Raw genomic sequence first — 25,843 nt, 5'->3', positions numbered from 1 at the left:
ACGAACATCCTCGGAAAATGAACGATATCGCGCATAACCTGGCACATGTCCGGGACAAAATCTCAGCCGCCGCGACGCGTTGCGGGCGGTCTTCAGAAGAAGTTACGCTGCTTGCAGTGAGTAAAACCAAGCCTGCGAGCGCCATCGCAGAAGCCATCGCGGTCGGGCAGCGGGCGTTTGGCGAAAACTATGTTCAGGAAGGGGTAGAGAAAATTCGCCACTTCAAAGAAAGCGGCGTCGAAGGGCTGCAATGGCACTTTATTGGCCCCTTGCAGTCCAACAAAAGTCGTCTGGTGGCAGAGCATTTTGACTGGTGCCATACGATCGATCGTCTGCGTATCGCCGCCCGCCTGAGCGAACAGCGCCCGGCAGGTCTGCCGCCGCTGAACGTGCTGATTCAAATTAATATCAGCGATGAGAACAGCAAGTCCGGGATTCCGCTTACGGAACTGGACGCTCTGGCGGCAAGCGTGGTTGAGCTTCCCGGTATCAGGCTGCGCGGACTGATGGCGATCCCCGCCCCTGAGTCAGATTATGTAAGGCAGTTTGAAGTTGCACGCCAAATGGCTGTAGCATTTGCCGGGCTGAAAACGCGCTATCCTGGCGTTGATACCCTTTCTCTGGGTATGTCGGATGATATGGACGCCGCAATTGCGGCAGGTAGCACGATGGTGCGCATCGGCACCGCTATTTTTGGTGCGCGTGATTACACAAAAAATTAAGGAAAACTGAGGAACGCCATGAAGACGTTGACCTTCCTGCTCTCAACGGTAATTGAACTGTATACCATGGTGCTATTGTTGCGCGTATGGATGCAGTGGGCTCGCTGTGATTTTTACAACCCTTTCTCACAATTTGTGGTGAAAGCGACTCAACCCATTATCGGGCCGCTGCGTCGTATTATTCCACCAATGGGGCCGATTGATAGCGCCTCCATGCTGTTGGCATTTATTCTGAGCTTTATCAAAGCGATAGTGCTTTTCATGGTCGTGACGTTCCAGCCGATTATCTGGATCGCCGCCATACTTATCGTCCTGAAAACCATCGGCCTGCTGATTTTCTGGGTACTGCTGGTGATGGCGATCATGAGCTGGGTGAGCCAGGGCCGCAGCCCGATTGAATACGTTCTGCTTCAACTGGCGGACCCTTTGCTGCGCCCGATTCGCCGTCTGCTCCCTTCGATGGGCGGCATCGACTTCTCGCCGATGATCCTGGTTCTGCTGCTGTATGTTATCAACATGGGCATCGCTGAAGTCTTACAGGCGACAGGCAATATGCTGCTGCCGGGGCTGTGGATGGCGCTATGAGTGCCATTACACCCTGCGCTGACGGTCTGATTTTACGGCTCTATATTCAGCCGAAAGCCAGCCGTGACAGTATTGTGGGTTTACATGGCGACGAAGTGAAAGTCGCCATTACCGCCCCGCCGGTTGATGGCCAGGCCAACAGCCATCTGGTGAAGTTTCTTGGCAAACAATTCCGCGTGGCGAAAAGCCAGGTCGTCATTGAAAAGGGCGAACTGGGCCGCCACAAACAGGTTAAAATCATTCATCCGCAACAGATCCCGCCAGAAATCGCGGCGTTAACTGATTAGGTATCCTATGCAAAAAGTTGTCCTCGCTACCGGCAATGCCGGTAAAGTGCGTGAGCTTGCCTCACTGTTGAGCGATTTTGGGCTTGATGTCATCGCGCAAACCGAACTGGGCGTTGACTCAGCCGAAGAGACCGGTCTGACGTTCATCGAAAATGCGATCCTGAAAGCGCGTCATGCCGCAAAAGCTACCGGTCTGCCCGCCATTGCCGACGACTCCGGCCTGGCCGTTGATGCGCTGGGCGGCGCGCCGGGTATTTACTCCGCCCGTTATTCCGGCGAAGACGCCACCGACCAGCGTAACCTGGAAAAACTGCTGCATACCCTGCGGGAGGTGCCGGATGAGAAGCGCCAGGCGCGCTTCCACTGCGTGCTGGTCTACATGCGCCATGCAGAAGACCCGACGCCGCTGGTGTGCCACGGAAGCTGGCCAGGAATGATTACCCGCGAAGCGGCGGGCAATGGCGGTTTCGGCTATGACCCTATTTTCTTTGTTCCGTCGGAAGGGAAAACGGCAGCTGAGTTAACCCGTGAAGAAAAAAGCGCGATCTCCCACCGTGGGCAGGCGCTGAAGCTGCTGCTGGACGCCTTACGCAATGGTTAAGCTGCCGCCGCTGAGTCTTTATATTCACATCCCGTGGTGCGTGCAGAAATGCCCGTACTGCGATTTCAACTCGCATGCGCTGAAAGGCGAAGTGCCGCACGATGATTATGTTCAGCACCTGCTGAGCGATCTCGATACCAACGTGGCATATGCGCAGGGACGCGAAGTAAAGACCATTTTTATTGGCGGCGGTACGCCGAGCCTGCTCTCAGGCCCGGCAATGCAAACGCTGCTGGACGGCGTGCGGGCGCGCCTGCCGCTGGCGGCGGATGCAGAAATCACGATGGAGGCGAATCCGGGGACGGTAGAGGCCGACCGTTTCGTTGATTACCAACGCGCCGGGATAAACCGTATCTCCATCGGCGTGCAGAGTTTTAGTGAACCGAAGCTAAAACGCCTCGGGCGCATTCACGGCCCGGAAGAGGCGAAGCGGGCAGCGAATCTGGCGAGCAGTCTGGGGCTGCGCAGCTTCAACCTGGACCTGATGCACGGCCTGCCGGATCAAACGCTGGAAGAGGCGCTGGGCGACCTGTGCCAGGCCATCGCACTCAATCCGCCGCATCTGTCGTGGTATCAGTTGACTATCGAACCTAACACGCTGTTCGGCTCACGCCCGCCGGTATTGCCAGACGATGACGCACTGTGGGATATCTTCGAGCAAGGCCACCAGTTGCTGACGGCAGCAGGTTATCAGCAGTACGAAACCTCCGCGTATGCCAGGCCGGGTTATCAGTGTCAGCACAATCTGAACTACTGGCGCTTTGGCGATTATCTCGGAATTGGCTGCGGCGCGCACGGTAAAGTGACCTTCCCGGACGGGCGCATCCTGCGTACCACTAAAACGCGTCACCCGCGCGGTTATATGCAGGGGCGCTATCTGGAAAGCCAGCGTGATGTCGAACAGGCCGACAAGCCGTTTGAGTTCTTTATGAACCGTTTTCGGTTACTGGAAGCGGCTCCCCGGGCAGAGTTTACGCAGTATACCGGGCTTGCCGAAGCGGTAATTCGTGAGCAGCTCGACGAGGCCATCGCCCAGGGGTATCTCACCGAACGCGAGCAGCACTGGCAGATTACCCAACACGGCAAGCTGTTTTTAAACTCCCTGCTGGAGCTGTTTCTGGCAGAGTGATGGCGGGTGAAGATGTAGGCCGGATAAGGCCTTGAGCCGCCATCCGGCAAATTGCCTGATGGCGCTGCGCTTATCAGACCTACAGGGTTAGGGCGATAAGCGCAGCCACCTTCACCGATTAATACTGATTAAACATCGTCTGGATCTGTTGCGGATCTTTGGTTTGCGTCAGCGCCAGTTGCAACAGCACGCGCGCTTTTTGCGGGTTCAACGAACCGGAAGCGACAAACCCGTATTTCGCGTCATCGACTTCAGCATCCTGCGTGGTGGCGCCAGTCGGTACACGAGAAGAACGCACGACAACCGTGCCTTTATGCGCAGCAGTCGCCAGCGTATCGAAAACCGTTTTGTACAGGTTGCCGTTACCCACGCCCGCGCTCACTATCCCTTCGTAACCCGCATCCACCAGCGCTTTCGCCGGCAGATCGGACGCATTCGCGTAATTATAAATAATCCCGACTTTCGGCAGCTCAGTCAGCTTAGAAACGTCAAACGGCGTGGAAGTGGTGTGCTTGCGCGCTGGCGTACGCTGATAATCAATTTTACCGTTGTGAATGTAGCCCAGCGGCCCGTAATTCACAGACTTGAAGGTGGCGACATCGGTGGTATTGGTCTTGGTGACGTCACGGCCGTCCAGCACAGTGTCGTTCATCACCACCAGTACGCCGCGATTCGCGGACGCTTTATCCGCCGCAGTAACCACGGCGTTATAGAGGTTGAACGGGCCATCGGCGCTCATTGACGTGGACGGACGCATCGCCCCGACCAGCACTACCGGTTTATTACACTTGACGGTCAGGTCGAGGAAATAAGCTGTCTCTTCCATCGTATCAGTACCGTGGGTGATCACGAAGCCGTCGGTGTTATCGCAGTCGGTGTTGATTTTCTTCGCCAGCGTTAACCAGACTTCATCGTTCATATCCTGCGAACCGATATTGACGACCTGCTCACCTTTTACAACTGCAATATCCTTTAACTGAGGCACCGCGTCCACCAGGCTTTCGACGCCAACTTTACCCGCCGTATAATTTGATTTTGTCGCGGAGTCACCGCCACCGGCAATGGTTCCCCCGGTCGCCAGAATAGTGACATTCGGCAAAGCCAGCGCCGCGCCGCTGCAACCCATTACCAGAGCGGCGAGTACCGTTTTCCTGAAAAACTCCATGTTATTTCTCCAGTTACGTGAATTTGACGCATTATCCCAATGTCGAAGATGAATAATGTGACGTCTTCCAATTAACCAGATAAATATCTTTTTACGTTTGTGGTTTTTAGAGATGGATATCAAAACGGCGGGGTATGACAACATAAAACGGCACAGCAGGCGCTGTGCCATAGACAAGAGTTTTATTTCAGGCTGCTCACCAGCGCTTTGCGGCTGTCTTCCAGCGTCACAACGCGACTGCACACATCTTTGCCGAACTGCTGGAAGTCTTTTTCCTGATTCTTCCATTCGTTCTGAATCGACGTTTGTAGACCGCCGAGGCTACCCAGCACGCCCTGCAACGGATTACCGCCGCCTTTAAGCACCGCTTTCGCGCCCATTTCGTTAATGCTGTCCTGCAAAATGCCGCCCATCGCCTGATTCACCAGTTGCTGGCCGTCGGCGCGCACCTGATCAATCGCCTTGTAGTGGAAGGTCAGGCCGTCAGTACGATGCTCAATGATGCGGTTCATCTGCTCTTTCAGTTGTGCATCGAGTTTGGTTAATCGACCACGCATATTGCTGCTTTCGCCCACTTCCTGCGCGATGATTTTATCCAGCGCCACGCGGCCTTTCTCGACACGACTTCTGGCGCCCTCATCGATCCACGGCAGCGCGCTGCGCAATTCCGCCTGGTAATCTTTCGCCTGTTCGCGCTGCGCGGCGCTAAGGGTGTACTGTTTGCCGTTAAACATCACATTGCCGTCCGGCGCGATCACCAGGTTGCCGTTTTCGCCTTTTACCTGAACCGTTTGCGGGCTGAGAATCACATCGTCACGCGGAGTGACGCTGCATTGATAATCTGCGTGTGCGGCCATCGCCGTCAACGAAAGAACTGCCGCCAGCAGCGTTTTGCGCATCATAACTTTCCCTCAAGACAAATCGGGCCAGCAAATGCTGGCCCCGTATGCTTTATTAGTCCCACCAAACGTCGAAAAGTTCGCTGGTGCGCACGTCTTCAAGTTTGTGTTCTTCCAGCCACTTACGCACAATCGCCTGATGTTCTTCGGTGCATTTGCCGATTTCCTGCATGCAGATCAGCCCTTCCCAGGACAGATAACCGCTGCCGTCAAACGCCAGTTTATTTGGCTCAATAACGTCATTGATAAAGTCATCGACAATTTTATCAACCTGCTCTTCAGAAGTGCCTTCCGGGAAACGCCATGCAACCGAAAACCCTAATTCCTGGAATTCGTCGATATGCATTTTTTTACGCAGACGACGACTACGGTTCTTTGCCATTATTTCACCCTCTCGAACATTAAGTCCCATACGCCGTGGCCAAGACGATGACCACGTTGTTCAAATTTGGTTACCGGGCGCGATTCCGGGCGCGGTACATAATCGTTACTCTCTGACAGGTTTTTATACCCGTCGATGGAGGACATCACTTCCAGCATATGCTCCGCATAGGCTTCCCAGTCGGTCGCCATATGGAACACACCGCCCAGCTTCAGTTTGCTTTTCACCAGTTCGGCAAACGGAACCTGAACGATACGGCGTTTATTATGACGCGCTTTATGCCACGGGTCAGGGAAAAAGAGCTGAACCATCGATAAAGAATTGTCAGGAATCATTTTATGCAGCACTTCAACCGCGTCATGACACATCACACGCAGGTTCCCGACGCCTTCTTCGTGCGCAGACGCCAGACATGCGCCAACGCCAGGCGAATGCACTTCAATACCGAGGAAATTTTGTTCCGGGCGGGCTTTCGCCATCGCCACCAGCGAGGCGCCCATACCAAAACCAATCTCAAGCGTAACCGGCGCGTCGCGGCCAAACAGCGTGGCGAAATCCACCGGTTCTTCGCTGAATTCAACGCCCATCACCGGCCAGTAGTTTTCCAGCGCGTGTTCCTGCCCTTTCGTCAGTCGCCCCTGGCGACGAACAAAGCTACGAATTCGGCGCAACGGGCGGCCGTTTTCATCAAATTCCGGTGAAATGACGTCGTTCTTCATAAAAGTTAAGTCTGCTTGTGATTGAGTTCCGAAAACGGGCATTATCCAAAGTTAGTTGCCGGATGCAAGTAAAGGAAGAGAGTGATCACAGGAAAGTTCCGGTTTACACCTCGTTGCCTCTGTGCTGCAATCTTGCCCCCAGCAATTTTAAAGCGGTGACCATGCAAGCGTCTCAATTTTCGGCTCAGGTTTTGGGCTGGTACGATAAATACGGGCGGAAAACCCTGCCCTGGCAAATTGACAAGACGCCCTACAAAGTATGGCTCTCGGAAGTGATGTTGCAACAGACGCAGGTTGCGACAGTTATCCCCTATTTCGAACGTTTTATGTCGCACTTTCCAACGGTGACGGATTTAGCCAACGCGCCGCTGGATGAGGTTCTGCATTTGTGGACGGGCCTCGGCTACTACGCCCGCGCGCGCAATCTGCATAAGGCGGCGCAACAGGTGGCGACGCTGCACGGCGGCCGGTTCCCGGAAACGTTCGACGAGGTCGCCGCCCTGCCCGGCGTAGGCCGCTCCACCGCCGGCGCGGTTCTCTCGCTCTCTTTGGATAAACATTTTCCGATTCTCGACGGCAATGTTAAACGCGTGCTGGCACGCTGCTATGCTGTCAGCGGCTGGCCGGGGAAGAAAGAGGTTGAGAAACGGCTGTGGGATCTGAGCGAACAGGTTACGCCTGCCAACGGCGTGGCGCGTTTTAACCAGGCGATGATGGATTTAGGCGCTATGGTGTGTACGCGCTCCAGGCCGAAATGTTCGCTGTGCCCGCTCCAGAATGGCTGCGTTGCCGCCGCGAACGAGAGCTGGTCGCTGTACCCCGGCAAGAAGCCAAAACAGACGCTGCCGGAGCGTACAGGCTATTTTTTGCTGTTGCAGCATAATGACGACGTGTTTCTGGCGCAGCGTCCACCGAGCGGCTTATGGGGCGGATTATACTGTTTTCCTCAGTTTGAGGATGAAGATGGCTTGCGTCAGTGGCTGGCGCAACGGCATGTTCAGGCCGATAATCTCAGTCAACTTAATGCTTTTCGCCACACGTTTAGCCATTTCCACTTAGATATTGTGCCTATGTGGCTTCCCGTGTCTTCATTCACCGTGTGCATGGATGAAGGCAACGCGCTCTGGTATAACTTAGCGCAACCGCCGTCGGTCGGACTGGCGGCCCCCGTGGAGCGTTTGTTACAGCAGTTACGTACCGGCGCGCCGGTTTGAGCACCCCGGTCGATAAAGAGGATTTTTTATGAGCAGAACCATTTTTTGTACTTTCCTGCAACGTGAAGCGGAAGGCCAGGATTTTCAGCTGTACCCGGGCGAACTGGGGAAACGTATCTACAACGAGATCTCTAAAGAAGCGTGGGCGCAGTGGCAGCATAAGCAAACCATGCTGATCAACGAAAAGAAACTCAACATGATGAACGTCGAGCACCGCAAACTGCTGGAGCAGGAGATGATCAACTTCCTGTTTGAAGGGAAAGACGTGCATATTGAAGGCTATACGCCGGAAGAGAAAAAATAAGCATCTCTTGCTGGCAATCTCGTAGGCCGGATAAGGTGCTTGCACCGCCATCCGGCAAAACGATACAACAACAAACACAACACGCACTCCCGGAATGATGAAAAAATTTTTCGCGCTTGCTCTTGTTGCGCCGTTGCTCATCTCCTGCTCCAGTTCGACCAAAAAAGGCGATACCTATAACGAAGCCTGGGTCAAGGATACCAACGGTTTTGATATTCTGATGGGGCAGTTTGCCCATAACATTGAGAATCTGTGGGGGTTCAAGGAAGTGTTGATCGCGGGTCCGAAGGACTACGTGAAGTACACTGACCAGTATCAGACCCGCAGCCACATCAACTTTGACGACGGTACGATCACCGTCGAAACCATTGCCGGAACAGAGCCTGCCGCGCACCTGCGTCGCGCGATCATCAAGACGCTGTTAATGGGCGACGATCCCGGTTCGGTAGACCTCTACTCGGACGTCGATGATATTCAGATCTCCAGAGAGCCGTTCCTGTATGGTCAGGTGGTCGATAATACCGGGCAACCCATTCGCTGGGAGGGACGCGCAACCAACTTCGCTGACTATCTGCTGAAAACGCGTCTTAAGAGTCGCAGTAATGGTCTGCGCATCATCTACAGCGTGACGATCAATCTGGTGCCGAACCACCTGGATAAACGTGCGCATAAATATGTTGGCATGGTTCGCCAGGCCTCACGCAAATACGGCGTCGATGAGTCGCTGATTCTGGCGATTATGCAAACCGAGTCCTCTTTCAACCCGTATGCGGTCAGCCGTTCCGACGCGCTGGGGCTGATGCAGGTAGTACAGCACACCGCCGGGAAGGACGTATTCCGTTCACAGGGGAAATCGGGCACGCCAGGCCGCAGTTTCCTGTTCGATCCTGCCAGCAACATTGATACCGGCACCGCTTATCTGGCGATGCTCAACAATGTCTATTTAGGCGGCATTGATAATCCAACATCGCGTCGTTACGCGGTGATCACCGCCTATAACGGCGGTGCAGGCAGCGTGCTGCGCGTTTTCTCTAACGATAAGGTTCAGGCGGCAAACATTATCAACAGTATGTCCCCGGGCGATGTGTACCAGACATTAACCACGCGGCATCCTTCTGCGGAATCGCGTCGCTATCTGTATAAGGTCAATGCCACCCAGAAATCCTATCGTCGGAAGTAATCTCGCCGTTCCCGCCCCCGATCGCACAGGGGCGGGAAGGCCGAAAAGTGTTAACTCCATCACTCTTTTGCTTTGCAATTAGAAATTGTTTGCAAATATTTGTCACAGGTAACAAAAAATACCCTTTCCTCATTGATAGAATCACATCATATTGCAACGGCAAATGTGCCTTTTAAAACATCCATCCGCTATATGGTGTGAGGAAATTAACATGAATCTTAAGCTGCAGCTGAAAGTCCTCTCCTTTCTGCAGTTCTGCCTGTGGGGAAGCTGGCTTACCACCCTCGGCTCATATATGTTTGTCACCCTTAAATTCGACGGTGCATCCATCGGTGCTGTGTATAGCTCGCTGGGGATTGCCGCCGTCTTTATGCCCACGCTGTTAGGGATTGTGGCCGACAAATGGTTGAGTGCGAAATGGGTATACGCCATTTGCCACGTCGTTGGCGCTGCAACATTGTTCATGGCTGCCGAAGTGACCACGCCAGGCGCCATGTTCTTTGTGATCTTGCTTAACTCGCTGGCCTATATGCCAACGTTAGGGTTGATCAACACCATCTCCTACTACCGCCTGCAATCCGCAGGGATGGACATCGTCACCGACTTCCCGCCTATTCGTATCTGGGGCACCATCGGCTTTATTATGGCGATGTGGGGCGTAAGCTTCTCTGGCTTTGAACTGAGCCATATGCAGCTGTACATCGGCGCGGCGCTTTCCGTCATTCTGGTACTGTTTACGCTTACGCTGCCGCACATTCCGGTTGCCAGACAGCAGAAGAACCAGAGCTGGACTTCAATGCTGGGGCTGGATGCTTTCGCGCTGTTCAAAAACAAACGCATGGCGATTTTCTTTATCTTCTCCATGATGCTGGGCGCCGAGCTGCAAATTACCAATATGTTCGGTAACACCTTCCTGCACAGCTTTGATAAAGATCCGCTGTTCGCCAGCAGCTTTATCGTGCAGCATGCCTCGGTCATGATGTCGATTTCGCAAATTTCCGAGACGCTGTTCATCCTGACCATTCCGTTCTTCTTAAGCCGTTACGGTATTAAGAACGTCATGCTGATCAGTATTGTGGCCTGGATGCTGCGCTTTGGCCTGTTCGCTTATGGCGACCCAACGCCGTTCGGTACCGTGCTGCTGGTTCTGTCGATGATTGTTTACGGCTGCGCCTTCGACTTCTTCAACATCTCCGGTTCGGTGTTTGTGGAAAAAGAGGTACGCCCTGAAATCCGCGCCAGTGCGCAGGGCATGTTCCTGATGATGACTAACGGCTTCGGTTGTATCCTTGGCGGCGTCGTGAGCGGTAAAGTGGTTGAGCATTACACGCTGAACGGGATTACCGACTGGCAGACCGTGTGGCTGATTTTCGCAGGCTACTCTCTGGTTCTGGCCTTTGCATTCGTGGCGCTGTTTAAATACAAACACGTTCGCGTTCCGACAGGCTCTCAACCCGTCGCGCATTAATCTTTACGCCGGATGGCGCTAATGCTTATCCGGCCTACAAGGGAGTCGCCCCGTAGGCCGGATAACGCGAACTTATTTCAGCACATAGCCATACAGCCGTTTAATCCCATCGGCATCAGTCTCGCTGTAAACTCCCTGCAACTCAGGCGAGAAACCGGGCAGCAAATTGACGCCCTCTTCCAGCGCCAGGAAGTAGCGCTGCACCGCCCCGCCCCACACTTCGCCCGGCACGACGCACAGCACGCCCGGTGGATATGGCAGCGCACCTTCTGCCGCGATACGCCCTTCAGCGTCACGAATACGCACTAACTCAACATCGCCGCGAATAAAAGCGCTATTGGCATCCTGCGGATTCATCGCCACCGCAGGCAGGCTCTCTTTGCGGAACATCGCTTTTTGCAGATCTTTCACGTCAAAACTGACGTACAGATCGTGCATCTCCTGGCATAACTGGCGCAGGGTGTAGTCGCGGTAACGTACCGGATATTTGTTAAAGATGGTCGGCAGCACATCCGCCAGCGGCGTGTCGTTTTCAATATGTTGTTCGAACTGGGCCAGCATCGCCACCAGTTGCGCCATTTTTGCTTCGCTTTCGGCAGGCGTCAGCAGGAACAAAATCGAGTTGAGATCGCATTTTTCCGGCACGATGCCGTTCTCACGCAGATAGTGCGCCAGAATAGTGGCCGGGATACCAAAGTCGGTATAGCGCCCGGTTTCAGCATCAATGCCCGGCGTGGTCAGCAGCAGTTTGCACGGATCGACAAAATACTGATCCTCCGCATAGCCTGCAAAGCCATGCCATTTCGCCCCGGGTTCAAAGCTGAAGAAGCGTCGATCGCTGGCAATCAGTACCGTTGGATGATCCTGCCACGGTTTACCGTCCACAAGCGGCGGAATGAATGGCTGAAGCAGTTTGCAGCGGGCGAGTATCGCCTTGCGCGCCTCAATGCCCAGCGCCACGCACTCTGCCCACAGGCGGCGACCGCTCTCCCCTTCATGGATTTTGGCATTGACATCCAGCGCGGCAAACAGCGGGTAGAACGGACTGGTGGAAGCATGCAGCATAAAGGCGTTATTCAGGCGCTTGTGCGGGCAAAAACGCGCCTGACCGCGAATGTGATTGTCCTTTTTGTGAATCTGCGAGGTTTGCGAGAAACCAGCCTGCTGCTTGTGTACCGACTGCGTAACAAAAATCCCCGGATCGTTTTCGTTCAGCGCCAGCAGCAGCGGCGAACCGTCCGCCATCATCGGAATAAATTGCTCATACCCGACCCAGGCGGAGTCAAACAGGATGTAATCACACAGACTGCCGATTTTGTCGATGACCTGACGGGCATTGTAGATCGTGCCGTCATACGTCCCCAGTTGAATGACGGCCAGACGAAACGGGCGCGGCCGATCGGCTTTCTGCGGGGCGACCTCACGGATCTGCTCACGCAGGTATGCCTCGTCAAAACAGTGCTCATCAATGCCGCCGATAAAACCAAACGGGTTGCGCGCGGCTTCGAGATAGACCGGCGTGGCGCCCGCCTGAATCAACGCCCCGTGGTGGTTTGATTTATGGTTGTTACGATCGAACAGCACCAGATCACCGCGCGTCAGCAGCGCGTTGGTCACAACCTTATTCGCCGCCGAGGTGCCATTCAGCACGAAATACGTTTTATCCGCATGAAAGACTTTCGCCGCAAACTTCTGCGCATGCTTGGCCGATCCCTCATGAATGAGCAGATCCCCCAGCTTTACGTCGGCGTTGCACATATCCGCCCGAAAGAGGTTTTCGCCGAAGAAGTCATAAAAATGCCGACCGGCCGGGTGTTTTCTGAAAAATTCACCGTGCTGATGGCCCGGGCAGGCAAAGGTGCTATTACCCATATCGACATACTGGGTCAGCGTGTCATAAAACGGCGGCAGCAGATTCTCTTCATAACGACAGGCGGCCGACTCCAGTTCCAGCCAGTCCTGCGCGTTGCCGCTTATCACCGCCTCAACACCGGCAGGCGCATCAACATGATCGTCAGAGAGAATAAACACCGGCAAATGAAAACCGGTGCGTTTAAGCAATGCCAGGATGCCGCTGCGACTGTCCGCAACGGTAATGACGACTGCCGCAACATCAGTAAAGTCAGTGCCGTCCAGCGCCACCACATGGCGGTGAGTAGACAAGCGAGAGACCAGTTCCCCACTGGCGGCAATATTCATTGATTTCATAAGCGCAAAAACCCGTTTCGGGAGAATAGAAGTCCCGGGCAAAGTAACATTACCCTGCCCCACGAAATGTTGGGTCAAACTGGTCACCAGCTCCGACCGCCAGACATCAGTAAAAGCAGACAGCCTCTGATCTTACTGTTGTCCCGCAGTGAGCGTGCGCTGCCCTCACCGCATGGTGAGAGAATGAAGGGAGATCAAAGAAAGGGGCAATCGTCGCGCAGAAAGGCGAAGTTGAAGGCGATGTAAGGGTAATATGGTCATCCCAGGCAGCCCCGTACAAACAGGAGAAAATTCGCGCAATCATGGCACCTTTCCCCTAGGGGCGCAAGATCAAATCCCGGACATACGCGCCATCGACAAACGCGCATAATGCGTGATATTCGGGGCATAATAATGCAATCAGATAAAACAAATAGCAGGAGCGACTGTGGTAATCGGGCCTTTTATTAACGCCAGCGCCGTTTTAGCTGGAGGCGTGCTTGGCGCGCTTCTCAGCCAGCGTTTACCGGAACGGATTCGTGTCTCAATGACCTCTATTTTCGGGCTGGCATCGCTGGGGATCGGTATTTTACTGGTCATAAAATGCGCCAACCTTCCGGTGATGGTTCTGGCGACAATCATCGGCGCGCTTATCGGCGAGTTTTGTTACCTGGAAAAAGGCATCAACACGGCGGTGACGAAAGCGCAGCAACTGATTAAGAAACCGGGGAAGAAAGCCGTCCACGACACCTTTATTCAGAACTATGTCGCCATTATTGTTCTTTTTTGCGCCAGCGGAACCGGCATTTTCGGCGCGATGCATGAAGGCATGACCGGCGACCCGAGCATTCTCATCGCAAAATCGTTTCTCGATTTCTTCACGGCCATGATCTTCGCCTGCTCGCTGGGAGTCGCCGTCGCCGTTATTTCCGCCCCTATGTTGTTTATCCAGCTATTGCTCGCCACCTGCGCGGCCTTAATTTTACCGCTCACCACCCCGGCGATGATGGCAGATTTTAGTGCCGTAGGCGGATTACTGCTGCTGGCGACCGGTCTACGTATTTGCGGAATCAAGATGTTTGCGGTGGTCAATATGCTCCCCGCCCTGCTCCTGGCGATGCCGCTTTCCGCCGCGTGGACCGCGTTTTTTGCCTGAAAATGCGTGCAATACCAACAATCTGGTGATAGATTGTGCAGCCTGCATGGATTTGAAGAAATTTCGTTGACGAAACGAAGCGAATCGGTTTTAATGCGCCCCGTTGCCCGGATAGCTCAGTCGGTAGAGCAGGGGATTGAAAATCCCCGTGTCCTTGGTTCGATTCCGAGTCCGGGCACCAAATTCATATCAACGGACCTCCACGGAGGTCCGTTTTTGCTATTCCTCTTCCTTTGGCTCATAACTGTCTTCCCCATGTTCACATGAACACCGCCGTTGCCTCTGACAGCGACAACAGCGTTTGCATTGGTCGATTCAAATTGTTAGCGACCCGGAGACAGCTTTGCACCATGCCAGAAACTGGCTCCTTGTTTTGAAACCTGCCTTTTTTCTAATATTCGATTGATGGGTATATACCGTTTTTCTGCTTATTCTTGTCATTAGACGAACTCCTGGCATGCTGTCAGAATATTTCATCAACCGAATGATACCGAGTTCCCTTAATGTTAATTCACTGATGAGCTGGCAGTATCGACATGTTTCATCAGATTTTCTTTGTAGCGTACATTTTAACGCCTCACGAATATCTGAAGTATTATCCTGCAACGATATAGTTCCGCAGGAAGATATTCCCCACGAACTAAGTGGTATAATCACAACATCATCAGATAACTGTCGGCAGTAACATGCAGTGATCAAATCAATATCTTGCACAAATAACATTCTTCTTTGTTCTGTTGCAGGAATAATGGATTTAACCAGTTCATTTAAGCCTGACAGCGCGAATTGATCTAATGGCGTTGTTATCATATTGAAAAAACCTATAGGCTGAAGGCCCCCTATGGGGCCTTTACTGATACGGCACACGAAAGTTAAAACTCATAGCGCACGCTAATACCGCCACCCGTGTCACGGTAATTATCGCTGCCGAAGCGGGAACTCACGCCAACCTGTACGCTCAGCTTCTCTATCAGGCTAGCTTCAACACCCAGCTTAGCTTCTCCAATGTCCTTACGGCCCTCGTCGTACAGCGTCACGTCGTCCATTCTGACCCCGCTTTTCTCACTGTTATGCAGCCAGTTCGCTGCCAGGTAAGGTTTCCAGACGCTCTCCTTACCGGAGCGATGTTCCATAAAGGCCTTCACGCCCAACCGGGACTGCGTATTATTTTCACCCTTACCAGCTACTCGAGTTCCGTTAGTTTCACGGTGCTCATCCATCGTCACCCCGCTCCACACCACCTGTGCCTGTGGCTGGATGAAGACATCATTATGTTTATCTCCCCACAGATGGAATGTATATCCGCCCTCAACTGAGGCCAGCAGGCCATCCGAGTCATATTTCTCTTTCGCAAGTCCTTTTCCCTGCACTTCGTTGTCATACCACGCATATTGCAGCCATGTGTCGATATACGCGCCAGTACGCTGATCCGCATTCCTGAACCAGGTTCCGTATAGCCCAACGCTGTAGCCGCTGACGTTTCCTTCTGAGCGATAACCCGTCAGGGAGGAGTCCGTGGTACTGTGGCTGCTGCCGTAGCCGGCCATCAAACCAGTCCGCCAGATGTCCGTGCCGGTGTAGGTGCCGCTGGCAATATCACCGCCCATCTGGATGACATAGCGATTCTCGTCCGTATTGAGTTGACCGCTGCTGTCCCGGCTGTCAAGGTGTCGCCCTTCCGTACGTATCCACATACTGGTCAGCTTCTTTTCACCAGTGAACGGATCGGTGTACATGCGGTCACCGCTACGGTCCTCAAGCCTGGTCATGAACATCTCATTTGCCGCTGCGAGGTTGGTCATGTAACTACCGGCCTCCGGGCGGGAGATGCTGGTATTCGGGAATACAGGTGGTGACGGTGGTTCTGTCGGGTCAACCGGCCCTATTGGGTCAACAGGTTCTGTGCTGCTGGTCAGGTACCAGTTATTACTGTTACCTCCATTGCCGCCCTGCACAAGGTTATAATCATAAGCGCCGGCAACAATACGACCGCGCTGGACAAATTGACCATCTGAATTACCATCAACGCGAATAATCTCAATGCCTTCGACAGTTTGAGCGCCTTGCCCACCCAGATTATTTACTGTTACGTAGCTGCTACCGTCTGTATCACCTGTGATATGCATACTATCTGTAATAGAAGCATCGCCTGCCAGCTGAGAATTAAAGACCAGAGTTCCTCCCTGACCATGATAATCACCATCGACAGTCAACGTAGTGCCAGCAGATGAAGCGGCTTCATTCATGTAAATGGTACCATCGTGATAGACAGTACCCACCGTTTGAGCATAACCATTTAGATCGAGAACACCATCTTTACCGATGTTAAAATCAGAACCAGCACTAAATGCGTTATCGCTACCAGCGCGTAAATACCCACCATGAAGATTAGTGTTTCCTGTGTAGTCATTACCACCCTGTAAAGTCGTCGAACCACTCCAGATATTTACCGTCCCGTCACCTGTAATCTGGGAAAGAAATTTATAATCATCGCTGGTATGTGAGAAATTGATCATACCAGCTCCATTGCCAAACTTAATAACTCTGGAGTTAACGTAACCTGGGGCGCTGTTGTTACCTATATTCAACACACCGTTACTGCCTTGCTGATCCGCAATCAAAAACTCACTGGTAGTATTTATCTCACCACCATCTGAAACAGTCATTATTGCCGATCCAGATTGAGCAAGAGTCAGGGAGTTAGTACTCAGGGAAGAGTTTTGACCAGAAACATTTATTTCACCATGCCCCCCTAAGACGCCTGACAAAAGACGAAAAGATGTAACAATACCACCATTAGTAATATTAAGTACCCCATCACCTCCTGCCCGCTCACCGACTATCGCTATTGTCCCCGGCCCAAAAATATTGACTCTCGAGTTGTCAACATTAACAACCCCTTGCCCCATCGTGTAACCAATATATAAATAAGTGGTACTGACCTCAGAATTGCGGATATCCAACTTCCCGGTCCCCCGATTAGTACCCACAAGGATCGCCTCAGTCGACAGACTGGACTCACTAAGAGTGCCATGACCGTTACCATACAGATAACCAATTAACAGATTTTTTGTATTAATTTCTGAAGATACTGCGTTAAGAAATCCAGTATATTCCGTACTCCCGCCGCCAACTGTAATTTCAGAGGCATCGACTGTTGCATTTAAAAGGGAGAGTCTTCCTGTCAAGCTCTCCCCTCCAAGGTCTGGTTCGGCAATGCCTACGCGAAGCGTGTTGGCGACGACGAGCTTCGCGTCATTAACGGCAAGGTGATAGTTATTATCAATACTACTGACTGAGATATCATCAGTAATTATTGGAAAGTGTCCATTAGGACCATCTATATATACCTCATCATTTTCGCCAGGCAATATTCCGATATCCCAGTTTTGGCTATCTGACCAGTCACTGGTATTTCCTGTCCAATAGACAGGAGCAGCTTCTGCTCCTACAGACAACACAAAAGAGACAGCACAACTCAGATACTTCTTTTTCACAATTACTCTCACTCCAGACAAAAGAGACGACTATTGCTTGATAGTCATCAATCCGAAAAAAAATCACAGATAATTACTGCAACAACAGCTAAATCATAAATGAAAACATGTCTCATATAATCTGTAGTAATAATATTATAATCCCACTCAACTGTTGGATTTAATTGCAGCAACATTTGACATTTTCACTTCTTAGTTATTAAGAACAGTTATAACTCCATTAGCTAACATGCTGTTTATTAAAACAGTAAAGCCCTTGATATCTCTGGGTCGCAACAAAGATTGCGGAGATGCTGGACATGACTGTTAGATTTCCACCCTATTACTCCTGTGATATTTCGTAAAGTAGTCTATTTATGTGTAAAGCTGGCATGAACCAGATGCAAAGCACTGTGGTAAAGTATCAAGCCAGTTTATTAACATCAGGATACAGGAATAATATAGCGATATTCAGTAAATCTGTTATGAGTTAAAAAACATTCCAGATCCCAATTACAGTTCCATCCGGTGAATAATTCCGACATACTTTGCATGTTAGCTGACAACGCTATATAGAAAGGGTTAACAAATATTCCCTCTGCATAAAAACAGGCTATTTTATTTGAGTGTAAGCAAAATTCAGCATTCTCCAGTCCAGCAATACCATCAGGTTGTTCTGCTAATCCAACAAAATATTTTATATCTATTTCTCTCTCGCTTCGCCATGAGGGTGAATATTGGGAAGTGGCATAATAATGCTCTGGTGTATATCCCAGATGTTGAAAGAATTTTTTCCTAAAACGCTTCCGCTGATTGAAGTGCGGTTTATCAAAATCAATAGCATCTACACTATAGTTAAAATATTGACCGTATAATCTGATACTGGCATTATCAATCATACTGATAGTTTTAATTTCACATGGAATCTTAAACACTTCGGCCTTTGCAATCGTGTTGCTGACATTTAAAACTCCTTTTCTCCTGAAATCCTGGGGAGAAACCCCAAAAGTATTTTTAAAAGAACGTGAAAAGGCACTTATTGAATTAAACCTTAAAACCTCAGAAATATATCCAACACTGGCTCTGGTAAAACACAGAAATACGCCAGCCTTAAACATTCGTCGACCACGAACATATTTTGATAATGAATCACCGGTAGTATCTTTAAATATTTTTTGTAAGTAACTACTGCTATACCCGGATTTTTGACTAAGCAGTTCTATCGTTAACTCTTCGGAAAGGTGATCTTCGATCCACTGCAACAATGCATGCACATGTATTAAATAATTTACATTCATAATACCTCCCATCAGGCAATGAGGTGGCGTAATTATTAGTATAGCTCACTAATCTCCATTTTGATTTTCATTATATTGGTTCCCGATAACAGAGTTCATTAGCCCAGAAACAGATCTCTCAAGTTAGAAAGCAAGGATGGCAATGCAACCAAACATAGTAATTACATCCGGTTGCGTTCGCTGATTAATATTAATGATCAAGATAAATATAATGCATCCAGCTTGTCATACGCAAAAGCACCTTACGCAATACGGAAACATGCGAGAAATGTTCCGAATATGCAGCTACCTGCGCAGAAACACCATCGGGTAACACATCAATATATTCATTATGTTCAAGTTCAATAGTTACCATCACCCCATCCATTGCCGGTGTAACGGTTAGTGCCTGTAGTGTGCCCTCGGCCTGGTAAGCCCCTCCCGGCACAACAGGAAGAATACTCATTAATTTCCCTTCAAACACTTTTCCTGGCAGGGCGTTAAACACGACTTCAGCTTCGTCACCAGGTTTCAGACGCAACAATGAGTTCTGACGAAACTGCGCTACAACCTGTCGTTTCTGTTCCGGGATGAAGACCATCACGGGACGAAGCGGTAATGAAGACGCATATGTGCCGGGCTGAATCAACAACTGAGTGACGTATCCATTTCCAGGGGCCCGGACGATTGTTTGTGCAAGATTATATTTCGCTTCAGCAAGTTGCGCTCTCAGACTAACAATCTGGGACTGTTCGCCATTTACCTTACTGTCCAGTTGACTCTGAATCTGAGCCTGCTCGGCAACAGAAGCTTTTACTACTGCATCCTGAGACAGATAACTTTGTCGGGCATTGTCTATATCTCTTTCAGAAAAGGGATTTACCTTAGCCTGGCTCCCCTTCACATAGCGTTGATAATCTTTATAAAGACGGTCGCGTTCAACTGAGACTCGTATGGTATTTTCCTGAGCTTCAGACAACTGGGCCTTTAGTACCTCAACATTATGGATAGCCGTGACTAAATCTGCCTGTGAACGCTCGACGCGAGACTGATATTTATCAGGCTCAATTTTAAAAAGTACTTCTCCTTTTTTAATTAGTTGATTTGGTTTGTCAATGACTTCAATTACCCTTCCCGTAACCTGAGGGATCACAGGAACAGAAATCACTGCTTTTTGGGCGGTAAATGTATAGGGATGGTTATAGTTCATTAATAAAATAAGCCCACTAACCAGCCCTATACCGCCAAGAGCCGCTGACGAAAGTGTCCACTGATTTACTGGTATCCTGAATAATTTAAAAACTGTCCATGCCAGTGCAATATAGGTCAGTATAATAAGCAAATCCACAATTAAATCTCCGGTGATTCTTTATCTATTTTGTTATGTGTTTTATTTACCAATGTCTCCAGATCTGCAATACGTTTTGTTAATGCGTCTATATCAGGATTTCTTTCAGACTGAGCGGCATTCGCCTGCATGCCCCACCCACGTTCTGGTTGATAGAGCGTGGCCCAGATCCACAAAAAAGGCCAGATGATATGCAGTGTAAACAAGCTAACCCAGCCAGCTGTATGGATCGCGTCAGCATGAGGATGATTACGTTTTTTTGCAATAACATAAGGAATATCATGAATCATGATGACCCCATAAAAAATTATCAGGAATACAAAAAACAGCATTCCTAAAGAGAAATAGTTCAGGAACATACACCCTCACTGAATTATATTTTAAAAATGTAATTAACTACATTATTTCAAATAAATGGATTCTCAGTTTATAGCTAAGGTACTTATGATGGCGCTACAATGAAATAAAATATCCAGGGCCGTAGCCCTGTTTTTGTCTACAATAGAACCCAAAATTACAGGTTGAAAACAGCTGCATCGGAAGCCATTTTATCAATCACCGCTTTCAAATCATCAACTGTAAGTAACTGGTTACTGTTCGGAAGATCTTTACCTTGCCCCTTTCTCAGCACTTTAGTTACGGCATTTCCACTTTGTGAATCAATCAATTCACCTTCAAAGTAGAGCCTGGTTTCCTGAGTCCTGTATCCGCTAATTACCTGTGTTCCTGCCAGCACCATCGCTATCGGGATTACCTCATAAAACTGTAATCCCATATTACTGGTATCAACAGCAGTAATTGCCCCTCTGAAGATCAAGGTGCCAGGGCCTGGTTTATCAACCAGCATAAAGCGCTTTGCGGCGGCCGTTTTCATACTCTGATTAGTGTAATCCAGAATCCCCTGTAGAACAGCTTCACCTACCTGAGTTGATGAGCGAGGCTCAGGATAATAGACAACAGGTTCATAAATAATTTTGGAATAATTTTCCAGATGAGCATTAGAATCGATCCAGCGCATAACTGGCACACCGGTAGTAGAAACGGCTGGTTTCAAGGATGAATAATCCTTCAGGAACCCTGAATATTGTTCTGGTTTTACTCTGTCATTTGCACAGCCAGTTAGTAATGATGTTACCACTATGATGGTAGCAACATATTTCATACTCATTATAACCTCCATGAAAATAATTCTGTGTTGTGTGCTTCCCGGTTCAGACTGATTGAACAAATAAAAGAAGAATAGAAAACAGGCATAAATAATAATATATAAAGTTACATAACATAATTACTTTTTTGGGACACAGACACACAGCCCTGAGACTTTAAAATTATGTATCACATTGATTTAAATGAAATAAATTCATATACACAGATGTTTTCATACCACAAATTCCCATACAAAAAAGTTGAAAATGTAAAATCGAACTTTTCAACGCTAGGGAATATCTGATAGCTGGAGAATAATAACTCCCGATATCTCCTGGTAGCCATATCCCGGCTTAATGCCGGATAAATCAAATTCATCTACTCATCTTTTGACAGCGCATCCATTGCAGATGTGGCTGCACCAACGCCCGGCAGAGCCCCAGAACCGCTACCGACCCGTCGATCACAGCAGTATGTCTGGTAGCCAATGACCACCTGAGTCATCGCGATATAAATCCATCTCCCGTCTCGTTTAGGCTATTATCGTTAGTATATATTGTATTCAGAATGACAACTTTCAGGATGAATATGAGTAAGTTACGCACTGCAATTATCGTGGATGATCATCCCCTCGCGCGTCTGGCTATCCGTGGAGTGCTGGAGAAACAGCGCATTACTGTAATTAACGAATATGAAGACGGGGCGACTGCGCTGGAAGCGTTAACAAAAACGGCTGCGGATATTGTTGTCGTGGATGTCGAGATCCCCGGAGTGAATGGCGTCGAACTGGTAGAAAAGCTCAGAGCATGGCAGTTCACCGGCGTGCTGATCGTCGTGTCCGCGAAAAACGATCGTTACTACAGCAAACGTTGCGCTCAGGTGGGCGCTAACGCTTTCATCAGTAAAAAACAGGATATGGAAAACATTCTGGCCGCCATTAATGCAGCGCAAAATGGTTATAGCTATTTTCCTTTTTTCCTTGAAGCCCCCTCAGTTACGTTAACCGATGCACAACGCCTGGAATCCCTCTCGGCACAGGAGATGAAGGTGATGGGCTATATGCTTAATGGTCTTGATAATTCAAAAATTGGCGATGCAATGCATATCAGCAGCAAAACGGTCAGCACCTATAAAACACGGTTAATGGAAAAGTTAGGCTGCAAATCATTAATTGAACTGCTCTCATTTGCCCACCAAAATAAGCTGACCTGATGATGAATAAATGGCTCATATTCGTGCTCATTGTTTTATCGATTACCGGGCGTGGCGTTCATGCCCAGGATGAGCTACCCGTTGAGCTGGAGTTGTCGGGCTACAATTACATTACGCCGGTTCCTGTTTATCTGAGTGAGGATGATAAGCGCTGGCTGAAGCAGAAAAAAACGCTTAAGGTTGCGGTTTATCAACCAGAGCAATCGCCCCTCGTGCAGACCACGCTTACAGGACGTTACCGTGGGATGAATGCCGATTATCTTGCGCTGATTCAGCATTCACTCAACACCCACATCAGCGTGACGGCCTGGAAAAATCAGGAATCGGCAATTCATGCGCTGAAAGCGGGCGAAGTCGATATGGTATTGACCGGTCTGGAGAGTCGCCCTTTCGCCGAAGAAGGCATTCTGTCCTCGCAGCCGCTGGTACATTCCTGGCCAAATTTAGTGACGTCGTTAGCCAATGTCATGCTTCCCTTGCAGAGTGCGCAAAGCACCCGGGTCGCTACTGTGAATCACTATCCTGATGAGGGGTTTATTCAGCAGTCATTTCCTAACGCAGAGATCATCAATTATCCCACCTATCAGGAAGCGCTCAGCTCCGTCGCGCATGGGCAAAACGCCTGGTTTGTTGGCGACTCACTGACAACCAGCACCTGGCTATCGCAGGAATTTAGCCTCGCGTTGACGACGGTGAAATACTGGCCTGAACCACAGAAAAAAAGCGCCTTTTTATTTTTGCCAACGCAGGAACGTCTGCTGACAATTGTGAATAACACGCTCAGCGCCATCGATGAAAATGTGCATGGGCAAATAGCCCAGTCAATGATCGATAAAGGCAATCTGTCCTTTCTGTTAGAGCCGCTTAACCTGACCAACCGAGAGAAACAGTGGCTGAAAAGTCATAACACACTGCGTGTCATCATTAACCCGTGGTTTGCGCCTTACACTATGGTCGACAGTAACCAGGAAACGCGGGGCGTGGTGGGGGATATCCTGAATCTGATCGGTCTGCAAACCGGTATGCAGTTTGAAACCATTGTCGTCAAATCGAACGAAGAAATGGTTTCTGAAATGAAGAAAAACAACTGGCATATTGTGCAGGCCGCAACCTACGACTTGAGCCGTGAAAACGCGCTCTCCTTTACCCATCCCTTTATTACCACCCAATTCGTCACCGTTGTCAGAAAAGAGAATACGCAGGAGACCACGCTACGGGCGGGGATGAGTGTGGCGATCGGCGCCGACCACGCGTTACTGGAAAAGCTTAAAGCCCAACACCCCGGCATCCAATGGAAAGAGGTGGAAAACTCCAGCGTAGCCTTGAATCTCGTGGCGACGGGAAAGGTGGACGCGGCCATTTCAAATCAGCTGACGGCCCGCTATATGAGCGAGCATTATTATCCCGATCAGCTCGCCTGGCTCCCGATTGCCGGTGAAGCGCCGGCGGCAATCAGTTTTGCCGTTCCCCGTTCCGAACCGGAACTTCGGCAGATCCTGGACAAAGCCCTGGATGATATCCCGCAAAAAGAGATTTTCCAGATCGTCAGTAAATGGATACGCCTGCCGGACGTCAAAATTGATACCTGGGAGTTGTATAACAGACCGTTTTATCTGGTGGCGATACTGGCGACGTTGCTGGTGGTGAGCAGCTTGCTGTGGGCCGTTTACCTGTCGCGGAAAGTCCGCCAAAGGAAACGTTCTCAACGCTTACTGGAGGCGGAACGAAACAAGGCACAGCAAGCCAATGAAGAGAAGCGGGAGTTTCTTTCCCATATGAGCCACGAGATCCGAACGCCGGTCAGTGCAATTATGGGATTTCTGGAACTCTTGCAGCTCTCCCCCGCTCGCTTCAGCCCTGAGGACAAAGCATCGGTGGATCAGGCCGCCCAGGCCTCGCGATCATTGTTAAAACTGATTGGCGAGATCCTCGATCTGGAAAAGATTGAATCAGGACTCTTAGACACCGTTCCGCAGTGGGTAAATGTTGATGCTCTGATAAAAGAAAAAATGACGCTGTTTAGCGCACTGGCGGCCCAAAAAGGGATCGACCTGCGTTATGACTCGCGGCTGGACCCGCAAGAGACGATGCATCTGGACCCCCAGTTACTGGGGCAGGTACTCACCAACCTCATTGGCAACGCGGTTAAATTTACGCAGCAAGGGCATGTCAGGATTTCGGCGACAAAGTCCAACGCGATGCTGGCGCTCTCGGTAAGCGACTCCGGTCCGGGTATTAGCACTGAAGAACAGAACCGTTTATTCACCGCCTTTAGTCAGGGGAAAGCGGGTAAGCATCATCGCGGTTCGGGCCTGGGATTAGCGATCAGCCGGGCATTGATGACGCAAATGGGGGGAACCATCGCGCTGCAAAGCGAAATAAACCGTGGAACCACCCTGACGCTGAACCTGCCCGTGCAAACCTCGCGTGATATCACGCCGGTATCTATTGACGCGCCCCCGCCACCTCCCGTTATTCGGGGGACGCTGCGGGTATTAATCGTTGACGATCATCCCTCCAGTCGACTGCTCCTGAAACGCCAGCTTGCAACGTCAGGTATTGTTGCGGATGAAGCCGAAAACGGCGAAGAGGCCTTACGACACCTTCAGCAACAGCATTATGATTTGCTTATTACCGACCTCAATATGCCCGCAATGGACGGCATTGAACTTACCCGTCAGGTACGGAAATTTAATCGCGACCTCACCATCTGGGGGTTGACCGCCTCAGCGCAAGAACATGAACGCGAACGCTGTCTTGCGGCAGGCATGAATGCCTGTATTTTCAAGCCGATTACGTTATCGCAAATCTCGCACTTCCTTTCAGGAATGTGTGAGACAGCCAATACGATGTTTGATATCGAAATGCTGGGTATGCTGGCGCAAGGCAACCGGGCGCTCATGCTTACAGCGTTAAAAGATGCACAGCAGGAGAACCGCCGTGATTTAATCGCCGCCCGACAAGCGGCGCATACTGAAGATTATCTGACCGTGAAGCGCCATATTCATCGCATTAACGGGACTGCCCAACTGCTGGGCGTTAAGGCATTGATGAAGGTAGCACAGTCGCTGGAAGATAAACTACCTGACGCCATTTCCGCCGCAGACCTTGCCACAGACCTTGATCGCATCGACGCCTTACTTGATGAATTAGATCAGGCTATCGCAACATTCATTCCATAACCTTCCTACACGCGTAGGCGGCGCCTGACAGAAAAATAAGGTGCCGCTGATGTTGTCCCGTTGTTAACCAGGTAAAATTAGCCTTGTTCTGACGGAATATATTTCGTTAATTAAACCTGGGATATTTCCTAAGAAAAATCCATTTTTACCGTCATTTCAAGTTTCAACTATCAAATGACATCAAACCATTAAACCACACCTATC

23 protein-coding genes and 1 tRNA gene are annotated in these 25,843 nt (G+C 50.3%); 13 read left to right on the top strand and 11 right to left on the bottom strand.

The features are described from left to right. Positions 1-17 precede the first annotated feature (17 nt). From FD428_RS03695 to hemW, 5 genes are read left to right on the top strand one after another with little or no spacing between them, the layout of a single operon-like run. Positions 18-722 (top strand): YggS family pyridoxal phosphate-dependent enzyme, encoded by a 705-nt coding sequence (locus tag FD428_RS03695; RefSeq protein ID WP_049010785.1) that lies wholly within the window; start codon positions 18-20, stop codon positions 720-722. Positions 723-740: 18 nt separating this feature from the next. Then, entirely contained in the window at positions 741-1,307 is a 567-nt protein-coding gene (locus FD428_RS03690) for a YggT family protein (protein WP_012135068.1), read from the top strand. Then, positions 1,304-1,594 (top strand): DUF167 family protein YggU, encoded by a 291-nt coding sequence (yggU, locus tag FD428_RS03685; RefSeq protein ID WP_112001563.1) that lies wholly within the window; start codon positions 1,304-1,306, stop codon positions 1,592-1,594. Before FD428_RS03690 ends, yggU begins: the two co-directional genes overlap by 4 nt. 7 nt (positions 1,595-1,601) lie before the next feature. Further along, a complete protein-coding gene (locus FD428_RS03680) occupies positions 1,602-2,195 on the top strand; it encodes an XTP/dITP diphosphatase (RefSeq protein ID WP_012135070.1) in 594 nt (197 codons plus the stop codon). Continuing rightward, positions 2,188-3,324 carry a radical SAM family heme chaperone HemW gene (gene hemW / locus FD428_RS03675; RefSeq protein ID WP_114848322.1) on the top strand — a complete coding sequence of 379 codons (1,137 nt, stop codon included), beginning with the start codon at positions 2,188-2,190 and terminating at the stop codon, positions 3,322-3,324. The genes FD428_RS03680 and hemW overlap by 8 nt, the downstream gene beginning before the upstream one ends. 118 nt (positions 3,325-3,442) lie before the next feature. On the opposite strand, the gene ansB is transcribed toward hemW, so the two are convergent. From ansB to trmB, 4 genes are all read right to left on the bottom strand, one after another. Then, positions 3,443-4,489: an L-asparaginase 2 gene (ansB, locus tag FD428_RS03670; RefSeq protein ID WP_049010789.1), complete on the bottom strand. Its 1,047-nt coding sequence runs from the start codon at positions 4,487-4,489 to the stop codon at positions 3,443-3,445. Positions 4,490-4,671: 182 nt separating this feature from the next. Continuing rightward, the gene (locus FD428_RS03665) at positions 4,672-5,391 is read right to left on the bottom strand and encodes a DUF2884 domain-containing protein (RefSeq protein ID WP_012135073.1); all 720 of its coding nucleotides are present in this window, start codon (positions 5,389-5,391) and stop codon (positions 4,672-4,674) included. A 52-nt stretch (positions 5,392-5,443) separates the two neighbouring features. Beyond that, the gene (locus tag FD428_RS03660; protein WP_012135074.1) at positions 5,444-5,770 is read right to left on the bottom strand and encodes a YggL family protein; all 327 of its coding nucleotides are present in this window, start codon (positions 5,768-5,770) and stop codon (positions 5,444-5,446) included. Beyond that, positions 5,770-6,489, bottom strand: a complete 720-nt coding sequence (gene trmB, locus FD428_RS03655; RefSeq protein ID WP_024130937.1) for a tRNA (guanosine(46)-N7)-methyltransferase TrmB — start codon at positions 6,487-6,489, stop codon at positions 5,770-5,772. The genes FD428_RS03660 and trmB overlap by 1 nt, the downstream gene beginning before the upstream one ends. Positions 6,490-6,650: 161 nt before the next feature. Here trmB and mutY point away from each other — a divergent pair, with 161 nt between their 5' ends. The 4 genes from mutY (at position 6,651) to FD428_RS03635 (ending at position 10,655) form a co-directional block, all read left to right on the top strand. Further along, the gene (gene mutY / locus FD428_RS03650; protein ID WP_114848383.1) at positions 6,651-7,703 is read left to right on the top strand and encodes an A/G-specific adenine glycosylase; all 1,053 of its coding nucleotides are present in this window, start codon (positions 6,651-6,653) and stop codon (positions 7,701-7,703) included. 28 nt (positions 7,704-7,731) lie between these two features. Beyond that, on the top strand, positions 7,732-8,007 hold the full coding sequence (locus FD428_RS03645; RefSeq protein ID WP_012135077.1) for an oxidative damage protection protein: 276 nt from the start codon (positions 7,732-7,734) through the stop codon (positions 8,005-8,007). Positions 8,008-8,104: 97 nt separating this feature from the next. Next, positions 8,105-9,187 (top strand): membrane-bound lytic murein transglycosylase MltC, encoded by a 1,083-nt coding sequence (gene mltC / locus FD428_RS03640; protein ID WP_065422798.1) that lies wholly within the window; start codon positions 8,105-8,107, stop codon positions 9,185-9,187. Between the two features lie 211 nt (positions 9,188-9,398). After that, positions 9,399-10,655 (top strand): nucleoside permease, encoded by a 1,257-nt coding sequence (locus tag FD428_RS03635; protein ID WP_114848323.1) that lies wholly within the window; start codon positions 9,399-9,401, stop codon positions 10,653-10,655. A 72-nt stretch (positions 10,656-10,727) separates the two neighbouring features. On the opposite strand, the gene FD428_RS03630 is transcribed toward FD428_RS03635, so the two are convergent. Next, positions 10,728-12,863 carry an ornithine decarboxylase gene (locus FD428_RS03630; protein ID WP_114848324.1) on the bottom strand — a complete coding sequence of 712 codons (2,136 nt, stop codon included), beginning with the start codon at positions 12,861-12,863 and terminating at the stop codon, positions 10,728-10,730. 427 nt (positions 12,864-13,290) lie between these two features. On the opposite strand from FD428_RS03630, the gene FD428_RS03620 reads away from it, so the two are divergent. Together FD428_RS03620 and FD428_RS03615 are read left to right on the top strand one after the other, a co-directional pair. Then, complete coding sequence (locus FD428_RS03620) at positions 13,291-13,998, top strand: DUF554 domain-containing protein (RefSeq protein WP_114848325.1); 708 nt, start codon at positions 13,291-13,293, stop codon at positions 13,996-13,998. Between the two features lie 105 nt (positions 13,999-14,103). Beyond that, positions 14,104-14,179: transfer RNA gene (locus FD428_RS03615), tRNA-Phe, on the top strand. Between the two features lie 134 nt (positions 14,180-14,313). Here FD428_RS03615 and FD428_RS03610 read toward each other — a convergent pair. From FD428_RS03610 to FD428_RS03585, 6 genes are all read right to left on the bottom strand, one after another. Beyond that, the gene (locus tag FD428_RS03610) at positions 14,314-14,808 is read right to left on the bottom strand and encodes a helix-turn-helix transcriptional regulator (protein ID WP_123907424.1); all 495 of its coding nucleotides are present in this window, start codon (positions 14,806-14,808) and stop codon (positions 14,314-14,316) included. A 62-nt stretch (positions 14,809-14,870) separates the two neighbouring features. Then, positions 14,871-17,495, bottom strand: a complete 2,625-nt coding sequence (locus FD428_RS03605; protein ID WP_114848326.1) for an autotransporter outer membrane beta-barrel domain-containing protein — start codon at positions 17,493-17,495, stop codon at positions 14,871-14,873. Positions 17,496-17,917: 422 nt separating this feature from the next. Then, entirely contained in the window at positions 17,918-18,772 is an 855-nt protein-coding gene (locus FD428_RS03600; protein WP_160117714.1) for an AraC family transcriptional regulator, read from the bottom strand. A gap of 190 nt (positions 18,773-18,962) precedes the next feature. Further along, positions 18,963-20,099, bottom strand: coding sequence for an HlyD family secretion protein (locus FD428_RS03595; protein ID WP_114848328.1), 1,137 nt, complete (start codon positions 20,097-20,099; stop codon positions 18,963-18,965). A gap of 2 nt (positions 20,100-20,101) precedes the next feature. Then, positions 20,102-20,458 (bottom strand): DUF3302 domain-containing protein, encoded by a 357-nt coding sequence (locus FD428_RS03590; protein ID WP_114848329.1) that lies wholly within the window; start codon positions 20,456-20,458, stop codon positions 20,102-20,104. 155 nt (positions 20,459-20,613) lie between these two features. After that, a complete protein-coding gene (locus FD428_RS03585; RefSeq protein ID WP_114848384.1) occupies positions 20,614-21,267 on the bottom strand; it encodes a DUF3313 domain-containing protein in 654 nt (217 codons plus the stop codon). Between the two features lie 566 nt (positions 21,268-21,833). On the opposite strand from FD428_RS03585, the gene evgA reads away from it, so the two are divergent. Next, positions 21,834-22,457 carry an acid-sensing system DNA-binding response regulator EvgA gene (evgA, locus tag FD428_RS03580; RefSeq protein ID WP_371417131.1) on the top strand — a complete coding sequence of 208 codons (624 nt, stop codon included), beginning with the start codon at positions 21,834-21,836 and terminating at the stop codon, positions 22,455-22,457. Further along, positions 22,457-25,639, top strand: coding sequence for a response regulator (locus tag FD428_RS03575; RefSeq protein ID WP_114848331.1), 3,183 nt, complete (start codon positions 22,457-22,459; stop codon positions 25,637-25,639). The genes evgA and FD428_RS03575 overlap by 1 nt, the downstream gene beginning before the upstream one ends. The last annotated feature ends 204 nt before the right edge of the window (positions 25,640-25,843 follow it).

This window comes from Citrobacter sp. TBCP-5362 (assembly GCF_005406305.1).
GTDB classification, from domain to species: domain Bacteria; phylum Pseudomonadota; class Gammaproteobacteria; order Enterobacterales; family Enterobacteriaceae; genus Citrobacter_B; species Citrobacter_B koseri.
This window is presented reverse-complemented; position numbering and strand designations above follow the sequence as displayed.

Bases quoted from the DNA above. Each gene is read 5' to 3' on its own strand.
- FD428_RS03695 (WP_049010785.1), top strand. From the start codon at position 18: ATGAACGATATCGCGCATAACCTGGCACATGTCCGGGACAAAATCTCA.
- FD428_RS03690 (WP_012135068.1), top strand. From the start codon at position 741: ATGAAGACGTTGACCTTCCTGCTCTCAACGGTAATTGAACTGTATACC.
- yggU (WP_112001563.1), top strand. From the start codon at position 1,304: ATGAGTGCCATTACACCCTGCGCTGACGGTCTGATTTTACGGCTCTAT.
- FD428_RS03680 (WP_012135070.1), top strand. From the start codon at position 1,602: ATGCAAAAAGTTGTCCTCGCTACCGGCAATGCCGGTAAAGTGCGTGAG.
- hemW (WP_114848322.1), top strand. From the start codon at position 2,188: ATGGTTAAGCTGCCGCCGCTGAGTCTTTATATTCACATCCCGTGGTGC.
- ansB (WP_049010789.1), bottom strand. From the start codon at position 4,489: ATGGAGTTTTTCAGGAAAACGGTACTCGCCGCTCTGGTAATGGGTTGC.
- FD428_RS03665 (WP_012135073.1), bottom strand. From the start codon at position 5,391: ATGATGCGCAAAACGCTGCTGGCGGCAGTTCTTTCGTTGACGGCGATG.
- FD428_RS03660 (WP_012135074.1), bottom strand. From the start codon at position 5,770: ATGGCAAAGAACCGTAGTCGTCGTCTGCGTAAAAAAATGCATATCGAC.
- trmB (WP_024130937.1), bottom strand. From the start codon at position 6,489: ATGAAGAACGACGTCATTTCACCGGAATTTGATGAAAACGGCCGCCCG.
- mutY (WP_114848383.1), top strand. From the start codon at position 6,651: ATGCAAGCGTCTCAATTTTCGGCTCAGGTTTTGGGCTGGTACGATAAA.
- FD428_RS03645 (WP_012135077.1), top strand. From the start codon at position 7,732: ATGAGCAGAACCATTTTTTGTACTTTCCTGCAACGTGAAGCGGAAGGC.
- mltC (WP_065422798.1), top strand. From the start codon at position 8,105: ATGAAAAAATTTTTCGCGCTTGCTCTTGTTGCGCCGTTGCTCATCTCC.
- FD428_RS03635 (WP_114848323.1), top strand. From the start codon at position 9,399: ATGAATCTTAAGCTGCAGCTGAAAGTCCTCTCCTTTCTGCAGTTCTGC.
- FD428_RS03630 (WP_114848324.1), bottom strand. From the start codon at position 12,863: ATGAAATCAATGAATATTGCCGCCAGTGGGGAACTGGTCTCTCGCTTG.
- FD428_RS03610 (WP_123907424.1), bottom strand. From the start codon at position 14,808: ATGATAACAACGCCATTAGATCAATTCGCGCTGTCAGGCTTAAATGAA.
- FD428_RS03600 (WP_160117714.1), bottom strand. From the start codon at position 18,772: ATGAATGTAAATTATTTAATACATGTGCATGCATTGTTGCAGTGGATC.
- FD428_RS03590 (WP_114848329.1), bottom strand. From the start codon at position 20,458: ATGTTCCTGAACTATTTCTCTTTAGGAATGCTGTTTTTTGTATTCCTG.
- FD428_RS03585 (WP_114848384.1), bottom strand. From the start codon at position 21,267: ATGAGTATGAAATATGTTGCTACCATCATAGTGGTAACATCATTACTA.
- evgA (WP_371417131.1), top strand. From the start codon at position 21,834: ATGAGTAAGTTACGCACTGCAATTATCGTGGATGATCATCCCCTCGCG.
- FD428_RS03575 (WP_114848331.1), top strand. From the start codon at position 22,457: ATGATGAATAAATGGCTCATATTCGTGCTCATTGTTTTATCGATTACC.